Source organism: Amycolatopsis alkalitolerans (genome assembly GCF_006152065.1).
GTDB lineage: Bacteria > Actinomycetota > Actinomycetes > Mycobacteriales > Pseudonocardiaceae > Amycolatopsis_E > Amycolatopsis_E alkalitolerans.
In genome coordinates, this window is sequence record NZ_VDFW01000011.1 from 50,796 (window position 1) to 69,825 (window position 19,030).

Below are 19,030 nucleotides of genomic sequence, written 5' to 3' on the forward strand. Positions count from 1 at the left end.
ACGTTCATGTTGGGGGTGATGGCATGGCGGTGACCAGGAGAAGCGTGCTGGCCGGGGTGGCGGCCGCGCCGCTCGCGGCGGGACTGCCCGGACGGCAGGCGACCGCCGCGCCCGGTGGGTATCTGGTCGGCGCCGGGCTCTCCGACGTGACCGGGCCCGCCGCCGAATGCGGCATGATGGGCTACTCGATGCCGCAGCAGCAGACCGCCGGCATTCACCTGCGCACCCGCGCCCGCGCGTACGTCGTCGTCGCCGGCGGGACGCGGATCTGTTACGTGAACGCGGATCTCGGGGCGCTCTTCCAGTCCGTGCACCAGGGTGTGCTCGCCAAGCTGGCCGCCTCGTACGGCGATCTGTACACCGAGCGCAACGTGCTCCTCAACGCGACGCACACGCATGCGGGTTGCGGCGGATCTTCCTGGTATGCCGCCTACAACCTGTCGATCCTCGGTTTCCAGCAGCAGACCTACGACGCCAATGTGGACGGCATCGTCGAGGCGATCCAGCGCGCGCACGAGAACCTCGCGCCCGGCACGATCAGTCTCGGCCGCGCCGAACTGACCGATGCGAGCGTGAACCGGTCGCGCGTCGCGTTCGAGCTCAACCCCCAGCCCGACAAGGACCATTTCCCGCTCGCGATCGACCCCGCCGTGACCGTGCTGCGGTTCCGCCAGGGCGGCCGGGACGTCGGCGCGATCGCGTGGTTCGCCACCCACGGCACGTCCATGACCAACGGCAACCATCTGATCAGCGGCGACAACAAGGGTTACGCCGCCTACGCGTGGGAGCACGGTGGCGGCCCGGGTTTCGTGGCCTGCTTCCCGCAGACCAACTCCGGCGACATGTCGCCCAACCTCAACCTCAAACCCGGTTCCGGGCCGACCGAGGACGAATTCGAGAACACCCGGATCATCGGGCAGCGCCAGTTCGACGCGGCCAAGCGCGCGTACGACAACGCCACCGAGCCGATCGAGCAGTCACTCGACACCCGGTTCTGCTACGTCGACATGTCGAAGGTGACCGTCGACGGCCGCTACACGCCGGACGGGCGCGAGCACACGACGGCGCCGGCCGCGATCGGCGTGTCCATGCTCGCCGGCAGCACCGAGGACGGGCCGGGTCTGCCGCTGCCCGAAGGCGTGAGCAACCCGTTCATCGACGCGCTCGGCGGGGTCGATGCCCCGATCCCGCGCGAACTCGCCGGCGCGCAGGCGCCGAAGGCCGTCGCGGTGCCGTTCGGTGCGATGAAACCGTACCCGTGGGCGCCGGAGGTGCTGCCGCTGCAGATCGTCCGGCTCGGGCAGTTGTACCTGGCCGCCGGGCCCGCCGAGTACACGATCGTGGCGGGCCTGCGCATCCGGCGCACGGTCGCGGCGGAACTCGGCGTGCCGCTGGAAAACGTGCTGGTGCAGGGCTACGCGAACGCTTACAGCCAGTACGTGACAACGCCCGAGGAGTACGACTCGCAGCAGTACGAGGGCGCCTCGACGCTGTTCGGCCGTTACACGCTGCCCGCCTACCAGCAGGAGTTCGCGAAGCTCGCGGCGGCCATGCGAACGGGTGCGCCCGTCGCGCACGGGCCCGTGCCGCGAGACCTGTCCGATGATCAGCTGAACTTCCAGCCCGGTGTCGTCCTCGATACCGCGCCGTTGCTGAAGAAGTTCGGCGACGTGCTGACCGAGGCCAAGAGCGGTTACCGGCGTGGCGAGCAGGTGCTCGTCGAGTTCGTGACCGGGCATCCGAAGAACGACCTGCACCGCGGCGGCACCTTCCTGGAGATCCAGCGGCTCGTCAACGGCGCGTGGACCCGCCACGCCGACGACGGGGACTGGTCCACCAAGTACCACTGGACCCGCACTCTGCTGTCCGGCGCCGAAACTGCGTCTTCCATAGCCACCATCACCTGGGACATCCCGCCGGACACGCCGGTCGGCCGGTACCGGGTCGTTCATCACGGCGACTGGAAGAGCCTCGGCGGCGCGATCACGGCGTTCAGCGGGACCTCCCGCGCGTTCGCCGTGTCCTGAAGGTGGCCCCGGTCACCGCCGGACCGGGCGGCGATGACACGATTCGTCCGCGATCAGGCTGGCGAAGGAGGAGCATGGCCGCGCTACCGGCTTCGACGAGGTTCGGCTACTCGCTCGGGTCCTTCACCACGGGCGCTTTCGGCACGGTGCCCGGGCTGCTCCTGTTGCCGTACCTGACCGACACGATGGCGGTGCCCGGCGCGGTGGCCGGGGTGATCGTGCTGGTGCCGAAGGCCTGGGACGTCGTGTTCAACCCGTTCGCCGGACGGCTGTCTGACGCGAGCCTGGCCCGCCACGGCAGCAGGCGCCGGTTCCTGCTCTTCGGCGGGATCGCGATCGCGGTGCTGTTCGCGGCGATCTTCGCGCATCCCGGGTTCGGCGGCACTGCGGCCGACGCGTCCTACGTCGTGGTCATGTTCCTGCTGTGCGCCACGGCATACGGCATCTTCCAGGTGCCCTACAACGCGCTGCCGGCCGAACTGACCCAGGACGCGCACGAGCGCACGCGGCTCACGAGCTGGCGGATCGGCCTGCTGGCCATCGCGATCCTCATCTCTGGCGGCGGCGCCCCGGCGATCACCGAAGGCATCGGCGGGGTCGCCGGCTACCGCGCGATGGGCGTCGTGATCGGGCTGGTCATCCTGATCGGCACGATCGGGGTCACGCTCGGGATCCGCCGCGCGCCGGTCGGTGCGCTCCGGCCGACCACGCCGGGCTGGCGCGACCTGCTCGCCACGATGCGCGAATGGCGGGCGTTCCGGTGGCTGTTGGGCGTGTATTTCATCCAGGCGCTCGGCCTCGGCACGCTGCTCGCGGGCGTGAACTACGCGGCGCGGTACGTGTTCGGGAACGCCGACCTGCAGACGGTGCTGTTCGTGTGCTTCGTCGGCCCGGCACTGATCACGATGCCGCTGTGGCCGAGGATCGGCGCCCGCTGGGGCAAGCTGTGGGGCTTCCGCTTCGCCTGTGTCGCGTTCGGCGTCGGCACCGCGTTCCTGTGCGCGGCTCTCGTGCTGCCGCTGGGCGTGTCGCTCGTGTTCGTCGCGCTCGCGGGCGTGGGCTACGCGGGCATCCAGGTGTTCCCGCTCGCGATCCTGCCCGATCTGATCACCATGGAAGAGGAGCGCACCGGCGCGACCCGCGCGGGCGTGGCCGCCGGGGTGTGGACGGCCTCGGAGACCCTCGGCCTCGCCCTGGGGCCCGGGCTGTTCGGGCTGCTGTTGACGATCGGCGGTTACGTGTCCACAGTGGACGCGTCGGCCGCGCAGCCCTCGAGCGCGGTGACGGCCATCCTGCTCGGCTTCTCCCTGCTGCCGGGAATCCTGGTGGCGGCGGGCATTCTGTTCCTGCGGCGCCCGGTGCTGGAAGGCGTGTCGTGACCGACGTGCTGGCGCAGTTGCGGGCACTGCGCGCGGGCGATCTGCCGACACACGGCGGCCGCACGCTGGCCTACGTCTACGACAGCGGGATCGACGGTCTCGACGAACTGGCGGCCTCCGCGCACGCGCTCGCGTCGTCGGCGAACGGTCTGGACCCGACGGCGTTCCCGAGCCTCCTGCGGATCGAGAACGACCTCGTCGCCGCGGCGGGCCGGCTCCTCGGTGGCGGGGTCGGCGCGGTGACCTCCGGCGGCACCGAGTCGTGCCTGCTGTCCGTCCTCGCCGCGCGCGAAGGGCGGCCGGACATCGCCGAGCCGAACCTGGTGCTGCCCTCGACGGCACACGCGGCGTTCCACAAGGCCGCGCACCTGTTCCGGGTCCGCGCGAAGGTCGTCCCGGTCGACCCGGAGACCTTCCGCGCCGATCCCGAAGCGATGGCCGCCGCGATCGACGACTCGACGGTGCTGGTGGTCGCGAGCGCGCCGTCGTATGCGCACGGCGTGCTCGATCCGGTCGAGGCCATCGCCGCCGCGGCCGCCGCGCGCGGGGTCCGGATGCACGTCGACGCCTGCATCGGCGGCTGGGTGCTGCCGTATTTCCGGCGCCTTGGCCGGACGGTGCCGGAGTTCGGGTTCGGCGTCGAGGGCGTGACAAGCGTTTCGGTGGACCTGCACAAGTACGCGTACTGCCCGAAAGGCGTTTCGGTGCTGCTGCACCGGGATCCGGATCTGCGCCGCGGACACTACTTCGCGAGCGCGCGCTGGCCCGGCTACACGATGCTCAACACGACGATCCAGTCGACGCGGTCGGGCGGTCCGCTCGCGGCGGCCTGGGCGGTGCTGCGCACGATCGGCGACGAAGGCTACCTGCGCCTGGCCGAGCACACCCTCGCCGCGGTCGGGGAGATTCGCGAAGGGATCGAGGCGATCGGCGGGCTGCGCGTGCTCGGTGACCCCGGCTCGACGCTGATCGCGTTCACCGGCGGCGAGGGCTTCGACATGTTCACCGTCGCCGACGAGATGCGCGAACGCGGCTGGTACGTGCAGCCACAGTTCGCGTTCGAGTCGTCGCCGGTGAACCTGCACCTGACGATCACGGCCGCGAACCGGGGGAGCGAGGCGGAGTTCCTTGCCGATCTCGCCGCATCCGTCGCCGCGGCGCGCACCGCCGGACCGGTGACCGTCGATCCGGACGTGGCGGCGTTCATCGCGGCGCTCGACCCGGAAACCCTGACGGCTGACGAGTTTTCGGGGCTGCTGACCGCCGCCGGGCTGACCGGCGGCGGTGCCCTGCCGACCCGCATGGCCGGGATCAACGCCCTGCTCGCCGAAGCGGCCCCGGCCCTGCGGGAGCGCCTGCTGCTGGAGTTTCTCGGCGGGCTCTACCGGCCTTCGTGACGGCCGAGCCGGGAAGGTTCGTTCGTCCCACGGGATACCGATCAAGGGCAGTGGATGAGCGGGGCGGTGAGTTCGGCGCTCGGGGGTCGAGTTCGCCACATCGTGCGGGGCTGGGGCGGTGCCGCGGGGTCCGGGCAGTCATGATGTGCCTATGTCCGAAGACCACTACCTCGCCGGCCTGGACCTGCGCGGCCGGCGTGTCGTGCTGGTCGGCGGCGGCAGCGTGGCCCAGCGCCGGCTGCCGCGGCTGATCGGTACCGGCGCCGCCGTCGAGCTGATCTCACCGCACACGACAGCCGCGGTGAGCGCGATGGCCGACGCCGGCGAGCTGGTCTGGCACCGCCGCCGCTACGCGGGAGGCGATCTCGAAGGCGCCTGGTACGCGCTCGCCTGCACCAACGACCCGCAGGTCAACGCCGCGATCTGCGCCGAGGCGGAGCGCCGCCACATCTTCTGCGTCCGGGCCGACGCCGGGGTCGAGGGCACCGCCGTCACCGCCGCCACCGGGCGGCACGAGGGCCTCCTGGTCGGGGTGCTGTCCGGGGGCGAGCCGCAGCGCTCGGCGGCGGTCCGCGACCACATCGTCGAAGCCCTGCACACGGGCGCGATTCCCGACGGGGCGGCCAAGGCCGGGATCGGCGAACTGCCCGGGGTCGCGCTCGTCGGCGGCGGGCCCGGCGATCCGGAGCTCATCACCGTCAAGGGCCGCCGCCTGCTCGCGCGCGCCGACGTCGTGATCACCGACCGGCTGGGGCCGCGTGACCTGCTCGACGAGCTGCGGCCGGACGTGGAGATCGTGGACGCCGCCAAGATCCCGTACGGCCGCGCCGCGAGCCAGGACGTCATCAACGCGACACTGATCGAGCACGCCAAGGCGGGCAAGTTCGTCGTCCGGCTCAAGGGCGGCGATCCGTACGTGTTCGGCCGCGGGTTCGAGGAGGTCCTCGCCTGCGCGGAGGCCGGGGTGCCGGTCACCGTCGTCCCCGGCGTCACCAGCGCGTTCGCCGTCCCGGCGGTGGCCGACGTGCCGGTCACGCACCGCGGCGTCGCGCACGAAGTCGTCGTCGTGTCCGGGCACGTGCCGCCGGGGCACGAGACCTCGCTCGTCGACTGGGACGCGCTCGGCCGCCTGCGCGGCACGATCGTGCTGATGATGGGCGTCGAGCGGCTGGCGGAATTCGCCGGCGCGCTGCTCGCCGCCGGCCGTCCCGGCGACACCCCGGTCGCGATCGTGCAGGACGGCACCATGCCGGCGCAGCGCATCACCCGGTCCACTTTGGACTCCGTAGCCGCGGACGCGAAGGCCGTCGGCGTCCGCCCGCCCGCGGTGACCGTGATCGGACCGGTGGCGGCGCTCGCGCCGGATCAGTCGTCTTCGTAGCGGCGGTGGATGAAGTCGGCGATCACTTCGGTGAGCCGCTGCGGGTCCATGCGGAGCTCGACCGGGCTGCGGGCCTGCACGAACTCCGCGTCCGGCAGGTCCGCGGCCAGCGTGTCGGCGTCGCCGAAGGGATGGATCGGGTCGCGCTGGTGCCCGATCACCAGCGTGGGCACCGTGATCTGCTGCCGCGCCGCCTTCGAGGGCGCGATCCGTCCGAACAGGACCCCGTGGATGAGCGCGGCCATCGGAGCCGGCTGCTGCTCGAGCGTGTCGGTGATCACGTCGACCCACTGGCTGCCGTGCGGCACCAGCCCCGCCACCGAAGCGACCCCGGCGACGCTGAACGGCACGAACCGCGCCGCGAACAGCAGCGGCGCGAACGTGAGCAGGCCGGCCACGATCGCGTTGTCCAGCACCGGCATCTCGACGATCAGGCCGCGCGTCCGCTCGGGCGCCGCGATGGCCACCTCGAGCGCGACGTTCGCGCCCAATGACGTGCCGCCGATGACCGCCCTGTTGATCTCCAGATGGTCGAGCAGCGCCATGACCTGCACCCCGAACGCGGGCATCGAGTACCGCCACGACTCGGTGGGCCGGTCGGACTCGCCGTGCCCGAGCAGGTCGAGCGTGATGACGCGGCAGCCGTCGTCGGCGAGTCGCCGGGCGAGCGGCGCGTGCATGCGGCGGGTGAACATCAGCCCGTGCGTCAGCACGACCACGCGCTCGCCCGCGCCGTACTCGGTGTAGGCCAGCCGGTGCCCCTCGAAGGTGAAGGAACCGGCCAGCTCGAGAACCTGCGTGGCCATGGGTCCAGATTACTGATCCGACCAAAAGCAGGCCGATCGCGATCAACCGGAAGCCACCTACGCCAAGCGGATCGCCGTGACTGTGGTCGGATCAGTAACGATCAGCGCAGTAGTCTCCAGTCATGACAGACCTCGTTTCGCTCAAGGTCGACCGCGCCGGCGCGGTGGCCGAGGTGACCCTGCTGGGCCCGTCCAAAGGCAACGCGATGGGCCCGGACTTCTGGCGCGAGCTCCCGCTGGTGTTCTCGGAGCTGGACGCCGATCCGCAGGTGCGCGCGATCGTGCTGACCGGCGGCGGGGCGAACTTCTCCTACGGTCTCGACCTGCCGGCGATGATGGGCGGCTGGGCGCCGATGCTCTCCGGTGACGCCCTCGCCGGCCCGCGTACCGAGTTCCTCAAGGAGATCCGCAAGCTGCAGGCTTCGGTCAGCGCCGTGGCCGACTGCCGCACGCCGGTGATCGCCGCGGTCTCGGGCTGGTGCATCGGCGGCGGGGTCGACGTCATCGCCGCCGTGGACGTGCGGCTCGCGAGCGCGGACGCGAAGTTCAGCGTGCGCGAGGCGAAAGTCGCGATCGTCGCGGACCTGGGCAGCCTCCAGCGGCTCGCCGGCATCATCGGCGAGGGCCACCTGCGGGAGCTCGCCCTGACCGGCAAGGACATCGACGCCGCCCGCGCCGAGAAAATCGGCCTGGTCAACGACGTGTACCCGGATCAGGAGGCGGTGCTGGCCGCCGCGCGAGCGCTCGCCGGGGAGATCGCCGCCAACCCGCCGCTGGTCGTGCAGGGCGTCAAGGACGTCCTCGCCCTCAACACCAGCCAGCGGATCACCGACGGGTTACGGTACGTCTCGAGCTGGAACGCCGCCTTCTTGCCGAGCAAGGACCTCGGCGAGGCGGTGCAGGCGTTCCTGGAGCGACGGCAGCCGGACTTCAAAGGAGAATAGGGTGAGCAGCGACGCCTTCCGCCAGGCACGGGACTATCTGCTGGCACAGCGCGAGGACTACGACACCGCCTATCGCGAGTTCGCCTGGCCGGAGCTCGGGGAGTTCAACTGGGCCCTCGACTGGTTCGACGTCATCGCCCGCGATCCGGCGAACGCCCAGCGGTACGCGCTGTGGATCGTCGAGGAGGACGGGTCGCAGGGCCGCTGGACCTTCCCGGAGTTGTCGGAGCGCTCGAACCGGGTCGCGAACTGGCTGCGCGGGCTCGGGGTGCGCCGCGGGGACCGGCTGATCCTCATGCTCGGCAACCAGGTCGAGCTGTGGGAGACGATCCTGGCCTCGATCAAGCTCGGCGCGGTGATCATCCCCGCCTCGACGCTGCTCGGCCCGGAGGACCTGCGCGACCGCGTGGACCGCGGCGCGGCGAGGCATGTCGTGGTGCGCTCGGCGGACGTGGCGACGTTCGCCGACGTCGGCGGCGACTACACGCGCATCGCGGTCGGCGAAGCCGCGCAGGGCTGGCAGTCGTTCGCCGGCGCGTACTCGGCCGGCGGCGAGTTCGCGCCCGACGGCGTGACCGCGGCGACCGACCCGCTGCTGCTCTACTTCACCTCCGGGACCACGGCGAAGCCGAAACTGGTCCAGCACACGCATGTCTCGTACCCGGCCGGCCATCTGTCCACAATGTACTGGATCGGGCTCGAACCGGGCGACGTGCACCTCAACATCTCTTCGCCCGGCTGGGCGAAGCACGCGTGGAGCAACGTCTTCGCGCCCTGGAACGCCGAGGCGACGGTGTTCCTCTACAACTACGCGAGGTTCGACGCCGCCGCGCTGATGGCTCAGATGGATCGCTGCGGCGTCACGAGCTTCTGCGCTCCGCCGACGGTATGGCGGATGCTCATCCAGGCCGACCTCACCGCGCTGAAGACCCCGCCGCGCAAGGTCGTCGGCGCGGGCGAACCGCTCAACCCCGAGGTCATCGACCAGGTCGCGAAGGCGTGGGGCGTCACCATCCGCGACGGGTTCGGGCAGACCGAGAGCAGCGTGCAGATCGCGAACACCCCCGGCCAGCCGGTCAAGTCCGGGTCGATGGGCCGCCCCCTGCCGGGCTTCACCGTCGCGCTGCTCGACCCCGTGACCGGCGAGCGCGCGACCGAGGGCGAGATCTGCCTCGACCTCGCGCACCGGCCGGTCGGCCTCATGGCCGGCTACGCGGACGACGACGAGCGCACGGCGCGCGCGTTCGAGGGCGGTTTCTACCACACCGGCGACGTCGGCTCGGTCGACGACGACGGCTACATCACCTACGTCGGGCGCACCGACGACGTGTTCAAGGCCTCGGACTACCGGATCTCGCCGTTCGAACTGGAAAGCGTGCTGCTGGAACACGACGCCGTCGCCGAAGCGGCGGTGGTGCCCGCGCCGGACCCGATCCGGCTGAACGTGCCGAAGGCCTACGTCGTGCTCGCCGCCGGGCACGAACCGGACGCGGCGACCGCGCGCGGCATCCTTGAGTTCTGCCGCGAGCACCTGGCTCCGTACAAGCGGATCCGGCGCCTGCAGTTCACCGAACTACCCAAGACCATCTCCGGCAAGATCCGCCGCGTCGAACTGCGCGGCAGGGAAGAGACCGCCGACGGGCGCCCGGCCGGTGAGTTCCGCGAGGAGGACTTCCCGGACCTGAAGTCCTGAGGCCGGTTCAGCGGGCGGGCTCGGCCGCGATCTGGCGGCCGTCCTCGGTCGAGCAGGTCGCGGCCGGCACCGAGGCCGGCTCGCTGGCGCAGGTCCACGGATCCACCGCGACCGGCCCGGCGCCGTCGGGGCTCGCCGCTTCGGCCGGCGTGACCCGCCCGAAGTACTGCGTCAGCACCGTGAGCGCTTCGGCGCATTCGACGCCGCCCTGCTGGACCACCACCTTCGCCCGCTGCCCGCCGGGCGCGGGCACCGTGCCGCATTGGACGTCCCGTGTGGCGGCGACGCCCTGGGCGACACCCGTGTCCGGCGGCGCGGCCGGCGGGGCGGGCTGCCCGCCACCGCACGCGCTGAGGGCGAGCACGCAGGCGGCCACGGATCCGGTCGAACCGATGAGGAACTGTCGCGACACTTCGGTTTTCCTTGCTGCGGGGAGGGGATTCGGGTCATTCGCCGGCGACGCCGGCGAACACGGTCTGGTCCTGGCGGCTGCAGCTCGTGCCGCCCTGGGACGCGGGCGGGCCGGAGACGCACAGCCAGCCGTCCACGGTCGCGCTCGCGGGCTGGGACGAGCCGGCGGGCTGCTTACCGGCCAGCTGCGCCTGGAACCGGCTGACCAGCGCTTTCGCGTCGGCACAAGCGATCCCAGGCGATTCGAGGACCTGCAGGGTCAGCCCGCTCGCGGCGGTGACCGTGCCACAGGTGCCCGGCGCGGGCGGTGACTCGGTGGTCGCTGGCGAGGTGGACGGCGGCGCGGTCGTGGTGGCGGCGGTCGTGGTGGCCGGCGCGGGCGTGCTCGACGTGGGGGCGACCGTGGTGGGTGCGACACTCTGCGCTCGGGCGGCGGTGTCCCCGCCGCCGGCGCAACCGGCGGCCAGCAGGAGGGCGCCACCCGCGGCGAGCGAGCCCGTGCTCCGTGCGAGCGCCCCCATCCCATCTCCCCTCTGCGTCCGGCAGCGGAAGGCTACCCGCCCGGTCCCGGTTCCGCTCGCCGGGCCACTAGAAGGTCCACTATGGACGGTCACGTACCGTGTGCCGGCCCCACCGGTGCGGGTGAATTCGCCGCGAACGGCTAACACTTCGCCCGCCACGACCGAAATCCGGAGTGTGCCCGCCGCCGCGGGCGCGCCCACCTTCCCGAGCGCTGAGAGCGATGAGCACCGAGATCGAGCACGAACCCCCGTCCACCGTCCCCTGCACCGTCGTCTGGAGCGAGGGCCGCCCGTACGTCCTCGAGCCCGGCACCTCGCGCTGGATCGGGACCGACGACCGGGGCCGTCCCCAGTTCCTCACCACCGCCGACCTCTGCCGCCGCGGCTGGAGCTACCGCCGCACCGCCTGACCTGCGCCGCACCCGGATAGGGTGAGCGGGTGAGCGAGCCCAGCCCGGAGAGAGTCACCGAGCGCCCCCCGGAACGCCGGGGCGAGCCGAGCCTGCTCAAGCAGGCGTTCACCGTGCCGAACATCCTGTCCCTGCTGCGGCTCGCGGGCGTCCCGGTCTTCCTGTGGCTGCTGCTGGGGCCACGGCAGGACGGCTGGGCACTGGCCCTGCTCGTGTTCAGCGCGCTCACCGACTGGCTCGACGGCAAGCTCGCCCGCTGGCTCGACCAGATGAGCCGGCTGGGCCAGCTGCTCGACCCCGCCGCCGACCGGCTCTACATCGGCGCGACCCTGATCGCCTTCCTCGTCCGCGGCATCATCCCGTGGTGGATCTTCGCCCCGCTGGTGCTGCGCGAGCTGGTGGTCGGGGTGTGCATCCTCGCCTTGCGCCGCAACGGGTTCGCCCCGCCCGACGTGACCTACGTCGGCAAGGCCGCGACGTTCGTGCTGATGTACGCCTTCCCCTTCCTGCTGCTCACCCAGGGCGGCTCCGCGGTGGCCGCGGTCGCCCGACCCATCGCCTACGCGTTCCTCGCCTGGGGCTGCGTCCTCTACGTGTGGTCGGGCGCGCTCTACCTCATCCAGACGATCTCGGCCATCCGGGGTGCCGAGCGCCCGCGCGGGATGTAAGACTGCCGCGAGCGATTCTCGCGAGACCCGCGAACCAGGCAAGAAAGGGGACCGACGTTGTCCACTCCAGAAGAGTTGCGCTACACCGAAGAGCACGAGTGGGTGGCCACCGGCTCCGGCGGCGCGGTCCGGGTGGGGATCACCGACTACGCGCAGGACCAGCTGGGCGACGTGGTGTTCGTGGACCTGCCCGAGGTGGGCAAGCGGGTCAGCGCGGGCGAGACCTTCGGCGAGGTCGAGTCGACCAAGAGTGTTTCGGAGCTGTTCGCCCCCCTCGACGGCGAGGTCGCCGCGGTCAACAGCGCGGTCGTCGACGCCCCGGAGCTGATCAACAGCGACCCGTACGGCGAGGGCTGGCTCATCGAGATCAGGATCGCGGACGCGAGCGCCGTCGACGCCCTGCTCGATTCCGGGGCCTACCAGGCGCTCACCGCGGGTTGAGGGCCGGTGCCGACAGGGGAGCCCCGGGGGCTGCGACCGATCAGGCACGGTACGTTGGCAGCACATGTTCTCAGGCAGGCGAACACTTCAGTGGTGAGGAGAGCTCAGGTGAGCACGAACGACGGGCCCGGCGTTCCCCCGGAGCAGTCTCCGGAGCGGACCTCGGTCTTCCGGGCCGATTTCCTGGCGGACGCCGAAGGTCAGGAGCCCGCAGCTCCCGAGCCCTCGGTCGCCGGTGTCGACGCGCTGCCGGCCGGTTCGGCACTGCTGGTCGTCAAGCGGGGCCCCAACGCGGGCTCCCGGTTCCTGCTGGACCGCGACACCACCAGCGCGGGGCGGCACCCCGACAGTGACATCTTCCTCGACGACGTCACGGTTTCGCGGCGCCACGCGGAGTTCCGGCGCGAGGGCGGCGAGTTCGTGGTGATCGACGTCGGCAGCCTCAACGGCACCTACGTCAACCGCGAGCCGGTGGACCAGGCCGTCCTCGCCGGCGGTGACGAGGTGCAGATCGGCAAGTTCCGCCTGGTCTTCCTGACCGGCCCGGGGCAGGGGAGCCAGGGGGCACAGTGACGGCTGCCGGGCGGCCACAGCGCGATGGGTTGAGCATCGGGGCCGTGCTGGCGCAGCTGCGCGGCGACTTCCCCGACGTGACCATCTCCAAGATCAGGTTCCTCGAGTCGGAGGGACTGGTGCAGCCCGGCCGCACGCGGTCGGGCTACCGCCAGTTCGCCCCGGCGGACGTCGAGCGCCTGCGGTTCGTGCTGTCCGCCCAGCGGGATCACTACCTGCCGCTGAAGGTGATCAAGGAGCAGCTCGATGCCGCGGACCGCGGCGCGGGCGAGCACGAGGCCACCGGGCCCCGGCTGCCTCGCAAGCTCGTGTCGCTTTCGTCCCGTTCCGGCGATGGGTTCGACGGGCTGCCCTTGGCCGGGGATTTCGCGCCGGGCCGCGAGGTCCGGCTCACCCAGGAGGAACTGCTGGCCGAAGCCGGCATCGACGAGCGCACCCTGGGCGAGCTGGAGCAGTACGGGCTCGTCCGGCCGGGGGCCGCCGGGTTCTACGACCCGGACGCGGTGCTGGTGGCCCGCACGGTGCGGGCGATGACCGAGTTCGGCATCGAACCGCGGCACCTGCGGGCGTTCCGGGCCTCGGCCGACCGTGAGGTCGGTCTGCTAGAACAGATCGTGACCCCGGTGTCCCGGCATCGTGACACCGACGCGAAGGCGCGCGCCGACGAAATGGTGCGGGAGCTGGCGGCGCTGTCGGTCACCTTGCATACGTTGCTGGTCAAGGCCGGTATCCGGGGCGTGACCGGCGGCTGAGGCTGCCCCGCGCCTCGTTGCCGGTCGGTAATGACACAGTTTCATGACTCTGCCTATCGCCTCGGATGCCGTACGGTTGGTTATGAGTTGCCGGACAGCGGACGTGCGCCAGTCAACACGCCGAACAAGCGAGCACAGCGCCCGGACGGCGAGTAGCGTCGATGACATCGACGCGGGATCGTCGAGGCGGCGTTGCAGCCCGCGCACAGGAGAGGGAGGCGAAGTCCGATGAGCGAGATGCGCGTCGTCGGCGTGCGGGTCGAGCTGCCCGCGAATCAGCCGATCTTGCTGCTGCGGGAGACCGAGGGCGAGCGGTACCTCCCGATCTGGATCGGGTCCGTGGAGGCCACCGCCATCGCGCTGGAGCAACAGGGCGTGCGGCCGGCCCGGCCGCTGACGCACGATCTGCTCAAAGAGGTCATCGGGGCGCTGGGCCGCGAGCTGGAACAGGTCGTGATCACGGATCTGCGCGAGGGCACGTTCTTCGCCGAGCTCGTTTTCGACGGCGACATCCGCGTGTCGGCGCGGCCGAGCGATTCGGTCGCGCTCGCACTGCGCGTCGGGGTGCCGATCCACGCGGTCGACTCGGTGCTCGAAGAGGCCGGGCTGATCATCCCGGACGAGCAGGAGGACGAGGTCGAGAAGTTCCGCGAGTTCCTCGACTCGGTCTCGCCCGAAGACTTCCGCGGCGCGGACACCTGAGGCGAGCGGTTGGGGTGAGGTGTGTCCGCGGAAAGCGCGGACCTGGCTCGCCTCAGCGTGTTCCTTGGGGGTCGAACCCCCAAACCCCCGCCAGGGGGCGAGCCCCCTGGACCCCCCGCCGTGGTTGCGTTGATGACAGGGCTTATGGGCGTTGCATCAAGCCTCGATAACGGGTCGAGGCTGCCCGCGCGTCGCGTTGACCACCGGGGCCCGCACGCTTACCGTCAAAGGCGGTAAATCGCCAAGATGTGATTCTCCCTGTCGGGTCACGTCGCGGGCGATGGCGCTGGCAGGGGTTCCGGTCCCGGAGCCCCGGTGCGTGGTTCGACCGGCCCCGGCCGGGCGAGGGGAGGCTTGCGTGGTCGACGATAGGCCGGTCAAGGCAGTCGACGGTGAGCAGGGTGAACTGTTCCCTGACTCGTCACTGCCTGATGAGCTGGTCGGTTACCGGGGGCCCGCGGCCTGCCAGATCGCCGGCATCACCTACCGGCAGCTCGACTACTGGGCCCGCACGAAGCTCGTCGCCCCCAGCATCCGCACCGCGCACGGCTCCGGTTCGCAGCGGCTGTACTCGTTCAAGGACATCCTCGCGCTGAAGATCGTGAAGCGCTTGCTCGACACCGGGGTGTCGCTGCAGAACATCCGCGTCGCGGTCGACCACCTGCGGGCCCGCGGCGTCGCGGACCTGGCGAAGGTGACGCTCGTATCGGACGGTACCACGGTCTACGAGTGCACCTCGCCCGAGGAGATCGTCGACCTGCTCCAGGGCGGGCAGGGCGTGTTCGGCATCGCGGTCAAGGTCCCGATGCAGGAGATCAGCGGCACGATCCACGAGTTCCCGGCCGAACGCGCCGACGGCGGCGAGATCGAGGCCGTCATCCCCGACGAGCTCAGCCAGCGGCGCAACGCCCGCCGTACGGGCTGAGCCGGGCGAAGTCTGTTCGCGGAAAGCGCTCACCTGGGCTCACCCCTCGTGTCTTCTGGGGGTCGAACCCCCAGACCCCCGCCAGGGGGCAAGCCCCCTGGACCCCCTTCCAGTGGTTGCGTAGGCGAGGTCATCTCGCTTCGTTAGGTGGTGAGCCCCCGATTGTGCCGCGGTTACCGTCAGGTAGGCTGGCTTCGCAGTCGCCGAAGCCGTGCGGGAGAGACCGAGCCCCAACCCGGGCCCGGCGCCGAAGGAGCAAGTCCTCCCCGGAACCTCTCAGGCACCCGGACCGCGCGGACGAGACGCCTCTGGAAAGCGGGTCCAGGCCACAACCCGGTGACCCCGCCGACGGTGCAAACCCGGATCAACACCCGGGTGAACCTCTCAGGCGCCCCAAGGGCATGGACAGAGTGGGGAGGGCCCGGACGCCGAACGGTGCCCGGGCCCTTTGCTCAGCCGGGCATCTTGTCGAGAAAGCCCAGCACCTGCTTGATCTTCCCGCCCTCGGCTCGGACCGCGTCGAACCCGATAGCCACCGGCTCGGCGCCCTCAGGACCGAGATGCCAGGTGAACCGCGCGATATCGTGATGCCCGTCGACGGCACCGCCGAGGGTGAACCGCAGGCCCGCGAACTGCTGCTGCGCCCCGGCGATGAACCCGTCGATCCCGTCGTGGCCGGCGACCGCGGCGAGCGGATCCGTATAGCTGGCGTCCTCGGCAAACACCTCCTCGACCAGACCCCGGCGCTTCGCCGGGTCGGTCTCGTTCCACGCGTCGAGGTAGCGGTGCGCCAGGGCGGTGAACTCGGTCATCGTGTTCTCCTTGAGCCGTAACGGAAGCTGACGGGAGCAACTCTCGCGGGCCACCGCGCACGCTGTCGATTACGCGAGAGGTAATGGCGCCGCCGCACCGGCGCCCGTAGCGTCTGGACCGTGACGACCATCCAGCGCCCGGTGGGCGAGCTGATCCGGCGGTGGCGCGAGCGGCGGCGCATCAGCCAGCTCGACCTCGCGATCTCGGCCGAGATCTCCACCCGTCACCTGAGCTTCGTCGAGACCGGGCGCGCCAATCCCAGCCGCGAGATGGTGCTGCGGCTCGGCGAACATCTCGACGTGCCGCTGCGGGAACGCAACCAGCTGCTGCTCGCCGCCGGGTACGCGCCGGCGTACTCGGAGAGCAGGCTTGACGATCCCGAGCTCGCCATCGCCCGCGACGCGGTGCGCCGGGTGTTGGCGGGGCACGAGCCGTACCCGGCCGTCGTCGTCGACCGGTACTGGAATCTGGTGGACGGCAACACGAGTGTCGGGCTGCTGACCGAGGGGGTGGCGCCGGACCTGCTCGCGCCGCCCGCGAACGTCCTGCGGCTCGCGTTGCACCCCGACGGGATGGCGCCGCGGATCCGCAACCTGGGGGAGTGGCGCGCGGATCTGCTCGGCCGGTTGCGGCGGCAGGTCGAGATGACCGGTGACCCCGAGCTGGACCGGCTCCTCGACGAGGTCCGCGAGTATCCGGGCGACGAGCCGGAGGCCGGATTTCCCCGCCGTGGCGACATTTTCGTGCCGCTTCGGCTCTGCCACGAGGGGACCGAGCTGTCGTTCTTCTCCACGATCGCCACGTTCGGCACGCCCGTCGAGATCACGTTGTCGGAGCTGGCGATCGAGTCCTTCTACCCGGCGGACGACGCGACCGGCGAGTACGTGCGGCGGCTCGCGGCGGCACGTGGCACGATCGGCGCATGACCGACCGGGTGCGGGCGTCCCGCATGACACAGCTCAACAACGGTGTCTCGATCCCGCAGCTGGGCTTCGGCGTGTACCAGGTCCCGCCTGCCGACACCGCGAATGTGGTCCAGACCGCGCTGGAGACCGGTTACCGCGCCATCGACACCGCCGCGCTCTACGGCAACGAGGCGGGGGTCGGCGAGGCGATCCGGGCGGCCGGGCTCTTGCGCGAGGAGCTGTTCATCACGACGAAACTGTGGAACCGCGACCAGGGCTACGACCGGGCCCTGCGCGCGTTCGACAAGAGCATGGCCAAGCTCGGGCTGGACCAGCTGGACCTCTACCTGATCCACTGGCCGGCCCCGGGGCGCGACGCATATGTCGACTCGTGGCGCGCGCTGGAGAAGCTGTATGCCGATGGCCGCGTGCGTGCGATCGGCGTGTCGAACTTCCATGTGCCGCACCTGCGGCGGCTGTTCGACGAGACGGAGATCGTGCCGGCGGTCAACCAGATCGAACTGCACCCGAACCTGCCGCAGGCCGGGCTGCGGACCTTTCATGCCGGGCATGGGATCGTGACCGAGGCGTGGAGCCCGCTCGCGCGGGGTGGGGTGCTGCGGGAGCCGCTGATCACCGGGCTGTCGGCCAAGTACGGCAAGACGCCGGCGCAGATCGTGCTGCGGTGGCATCTGCAGCTGGGAAACGTGGTGATCCCGAAGTCGGTCACGCCCGCGCGTATCCGGGAGAACTTCGACGTGTTCGACTTCGAACTCGCGCCCGACGACCTGCTCACGATCGGCGAACTGGACAACGGCAGGCGGACCGGCCCCGATCCGGATACGTTGGAGGCCTAGTTCGAGGTCAGGCCGGCGGCTTTGAAGTCCGCCTGCTGCTGCGGTTCGCGGAGGTAGTCGCGGAACACCTGTGCGGCGCGGGCCTGCACCTCGTCCACCGTGTTACCGGCGAGGCCGAGGAACGGGTAGTCGGCGGACGGCGCGGACGCGACCGACTCCGCGGGGGAGCCGACCATGCCGGGCTGCGTGGTCACGAGCCGGCTGACCCAGTACGAGTTCTCCGGCACCCAGGCCGCGGGGAGACCGCCGATCGTGCTCAGATCGGATTTCCCGGTGAGCGCGTCGAGCACCTGCTGCGAGGGGATCGCGCGGACTTCGACGTGCACGCAGTGCGCGTGGACGACCGTATTGGCGTTGTTCCAGCGGGTCGCGGCCGCGCTGACCGGTTTCTGCGCGGTCGGGGTGACCACGACCGAGAGCGTGGAGTTGCCGTCGGTGCAGGCGTTGGCCTGGGCTTCGGCGCGGCTGTTGAGCACGTTGTTGGCCCAGCCCCACGCGAGCACGCCGACCACCAGGAGTATGGCGAACACCCCGGCGAAGATGGGCCATTTCGCGACCCGCCGCCGGCCGGCGACCTTCCCCATGGCGCGGTGCGTGCCGGTGCCGGTCGACCGGCCCTCCGTGGCGGGCCTGGCGTCCGACTTGGCGGCCGTGGAGGCGGCCGGAGCGGGTTTGCTCACGGGCCGGTGACCGCCGGTGGCGGATGCGCGCTCCTCGCTGATCCGGAAGCCGCCCGTGGATCTGGCCCTGCCGACGGGACGATGGCTGCCGGTGGAGGTGGCGCGGCCGTCGGGGACGGCGGGTTGGTTGCCGGTGGAGGTGGTGCGGTAGGCGCCGCTGGTGGTCGAGGGGCCTTCGGTGACCGCGCGCTGGCTGCCTGTCGAACCCGCGCGATCTTCGCCAGCCGGGTAAGCGCCGCTTCCGGTGGTGCCGGGCACCGGTCTGAAGCCGCCGGTGGCGCTTGCGCGGCCGTCACCCGTCACCGGCTCGTGGCTGCCCGTCGAGCTCGCGCGGAAGCCGCCGCTCGCGGCCGCGCGTGCCTCGGGCACGGGTCTGAAGCCGCCGGTCGAGTTCGCGGGGGGCTCGGGGTCGTCTTCGGCGAAGGCGCGGAACCCCAGTCCATCGTGGACCACGGGATGGGCACCGCTGCTGGTGATCGGGTCGGGGCGGCGGAGACCGGCGGTCGTGCGGTGGGCGTTCGTGGGGTCTTCGCCCGGCAGGACATTCGCGGGGCGGGGCAGGCCGGCCGTGGTCCGGTTGTCGGGAAGAGGGATCACCTTCGTGTGGTCTTCGGCCGGCGCGGAGCGCCGCGGACCGTAGCGCAGCGGGGTCGGGGGCCCCACGCGGTTCACCGGGCGCCGGGCTTCGTGCGATCGCTCAGAGAGGCGAGGAGCGGGATCGTCGTCCCGGCTGTGACGCCCCATC

General features: G+C 71.2%; 20 protein-coding genes and 1 riboswitch. Of the genes, 15 read left to right on the forward strand and 5 right to left on the reverse strand.

The annotated features are described in order from the left end of the window. Positions 1–23 precede the first annotated feature (23 nt). The 4 genes from FG385_RS14840 to cobA all read left to right on the forward strand — a co-directional run bounded on the left by FG385_RS14840 (position 24) and on the right by cobA (position 6,184). Entirely contained in the window at positions 24–2,027 is a 2,004-nt protein-coding gene (locus FG385_RS14840; RefSeq protein ID WP_139097306.1) for a neutral/alkaline ceramidase, read from the forward strand. 74 nt (positions 2,028–2,101) lie between these two features. Next, positions 2,102–3,406, forward strand: a complete 1,305-nt coding sequence (locus tag FG385_RS14845; RefSeq protein ID WP_139097307.1) for an MFS transporter — start codon at positions 2,102–2,104, stop codon at positions 3,404–3,406. Beyond that, entirely contained in the window at positions 3,403–4,803 is a 1,401-nt protein-coding gene (locus FG385_RS14850; protein ID WP_139097308.1) for a pyridoxal phosphate-dependent decarboxylase family protein, read from the forward strand. The genes FG385_RS14845 and FG385_RS14850 overlap by 4 nt, the downstream gene beginning before the upstream one ends. A gap of 151 nt (positions 4,804–4,954) precedes the next feature. Further along, on the forward strand, positions 4,955–6,184 hold the full coding sequence (gene cobA / locus FG385_RS14855) for a uroporphyrinogen-III C-methyltransferase (RefSeq protein ID WP_139097309.1): 1,230 nt from the start codon (positions 4,955–4,957) through the stop codon (positions 6,182–6,184). Here cobA and FG385_RS14860 read toward each other — a convergent pair. Continuing rightward, on the reverse strand, positions 6,169–6,990 hold the full coding sequence (locus FG385_RS14860; RefSeq protein WP_139097310.1) for an alpha/beta fold hydrolase: 822 nt from the start codon (positions 6,988–6,990) through the stop codon (positions 6,169–6,171). The two genes, cobA and FG385_RS14860, sit on opposite strands and share 16 nt — an antisense overlap. A 122-nt stretch (positions 6,991–7,112) precedes the next feature. On the opposite strand from FG385_RS14860, the gene FG385_RS14865 reads away from it, so the two are divergent. After that, on the forward strand, positions 7,113–7,934 hold the full coding sequence (locus tag FG385_RS14865; RefSeq protein ID WP_139097311.1) for a crotonase/enoyl-CoA hydratase family protein: 822 nt from the start codon (positions 7,113–7,115) through the stop codon (positions 7,932–7,934). 1 nt (position 7,935) lies between these two features. Beyond that, entirely contained in the window at positions 7,936–9,627 is a 1,692-nt protein-coding gene (locus FG385_RS14870; RefSeq protein WP_139097312.1) for an AMP-binding protein, read from the forward strand. Between the two features lie 7 nt (positions 9,628–9,634). Here the strand turns inward: FG385_RS14870 and FG385_RS14875 are convergent, their stop codons facing one another. Continuing rightward, positions 9,635–10,039, reverse strand: coding sequence for a hypothetical protein (locus tag FG385_RS14875; protein WP_235022580.1), 405 nt, complete (start codon positions 10,037–10,039; stop codon positions 9,635–9,637). A gap of 34 nt (positions 10,040–10,073) precedes the next feature. Further along, positions 10,074–10,559 carry a hypothetical protein gene (locus tag FG385_RS34850; RefSeq protein ID WP_235022581.1) on the reverse strand — a complete coding sequence of 162 codons (486 nt, stop codon included), beginning with the start codon at positions 10,557–10,559 and terminating at the stop codon, positions 10,074–10,076. 221 nt (positions 10,560–10,780) lie between these two features. Between FG385_RS34850 and FG385_RS14885 the strand changes: the two genes are divergently transcribed. The 7 genes from FG385_RS14885 (at position 10,781) to FG385_RS14915 (ending at position 15,030) form a co-directional block, all read left to right on the forward strand. After that, positions 10,781–10,969, forward strand: a complete 189-nt coding sequence (locus tag FG385_RS14885) for a hypothetical protein (protein ID WP_139097313.1) — start codon at positions 10,781–10,783, stop codon at positions 10,967–10,969. A 29-nt stretch (positions 10,970–10,998) separates the two neighbouring features. Continuing rightward, entirely contained in the window at positions 10,999–11,637 is a 639-nt protein-coding gene (locus FG385_RS14890) for a CDP-alcohol phosphatidyltransferase family protein (RefSeq protein WP_139097314.1), read from the forward strand. Positions 11,638–11,694: 57 nt separating this feature from the next. Continuing rightward, entirely contained in the window at positions 11,695–12,078 is a 384-nt protein-coding gene (gene gcvH, locus FG385_RS14895) for a glycine cleavage system protein GcvH (protein WP_139097315.1), read from the forward strand. Positions 12,079–12,186: 108 nt separating this feature from the next. Continuing rightward, the gene (gene garA / locus FG385_RS14900; RefSeq protein WP_139097316.1) at positions 12,187–12,651 is read left to right on the forward strand and encodes a glycogen accumulation regulator GarA; all 465 of its coding nucleotides are present in this window, start codon (positions 12,187–12,189) and stop codon (positions 12,649–12,651) included. Next, positions 12,648–13,403 (forward strand): transcriptional regulator FtsR, encoded by a 756-nt coding sequence (gene ftsR, locus FG385_RS14905; protein WP_200834464.1) that lies wholly within the window; start codon positions 12,648–12,650, stop codon positions 13,401–13,403. The genes garA and ftsR overlap by 4 nt, the downstream gene beginning before the upstream one ends. Before the next feature lie 228 nt (positions 13,404–13,631). Continuing rightward, on the forward strand, positions 13,632–14,105 hold the full coding sequence (locus FG385_RS14910; protein ID WP_139097318.1) for a bifunctional nuclease family protein: 474 nt from the start codon (positions 13,632–13,634) through the stop codon (positions 14,103–14,105). Between the two features lie 358 nt (positions 14,106–14,463). Next, a complete protein-coding gene (locus FG385_RS14915; RefSeq protein WP_139097319.1) occupies positions 14,464–15,030 on the forward strand; it encodes a MerR family transcriptional regulator in 567 nt (188 codons plus the stop codon). Between the two features lie 204 nt (positions 15,031–15,234). After that, a riboswitch (glycine riboswitch) is annotated at positions 15,235–15,332 on the forward strand. 150 nt (positions 15,333–15,482) lie between these two features. On the opposite strand, the gene FG385_RS14920 is transcribed toward FG385_RS14915, so the two are convergent. Beyond that, on the reverse strand, positions 15,483–15,842 hold the full coding sequence (locus FG385_RS14920) for a nuclear transport factor 2 family protein (protein WP_139097320.1): 360 nt from the start codon (positions 15,840–15,842) through the stop codon (positions 15,483–15,485). A 129-nt stretch (positions 15,843–15,971) separates the two neighbouring features. On the opposite strand from FG385_RS14920, the gene FG385_RS14925 reads away from it, so the two are divergent. Together FG385_RS14925 and FG385_RS14930 are read left to right on the forward strand one after the other, a co-directional pair. Continuing rightward, on the forward strand, positions 15,972–16,769 hold the full coding sequence (locus FG385_RS14925) for an MmyB family transcriptional regulator (RefSeq protein WP_456061877.1): 798 nt from the start codon (positions 15,972–15,974) through the stop codon (positions 16,767–16,769). Next, the gene (locus tag FG385_RS14930; RefSeq protein ID WP_235022582.1) at positions 16,766–17,605 is read left to right on the forward strand and encodes an aldo/keto reductase; all 840 of its coding nucleotides are present in this window, start codon (positions 16,766–16,768) and stop codon (positions 17,603–17,605) included. Before FG385_RS14925 ends, FG385_RS14930 begins: the two co-directional genes overlap by 4 nt. Here the strand turns inward: FG385_RS14930 and FG385_RS34855 are convergent. Further along, positions 17,602–18,948, reverse strand: a complete 1,347-nt coding sequence (locus tag FG385_RS34855) for a hypothetical protein (RefSeq protein ID WP_235022583.1) — start codon at positions 18,946–18,948, stop codon at positions 17,602–17,604. The two genes, FG385_RS14930 and FG385_RS34855, sit on opposite strands and share 4 nt — an antisense overlap. Positions 18,949–19,030: the final 82 nt, after the last annotated feature.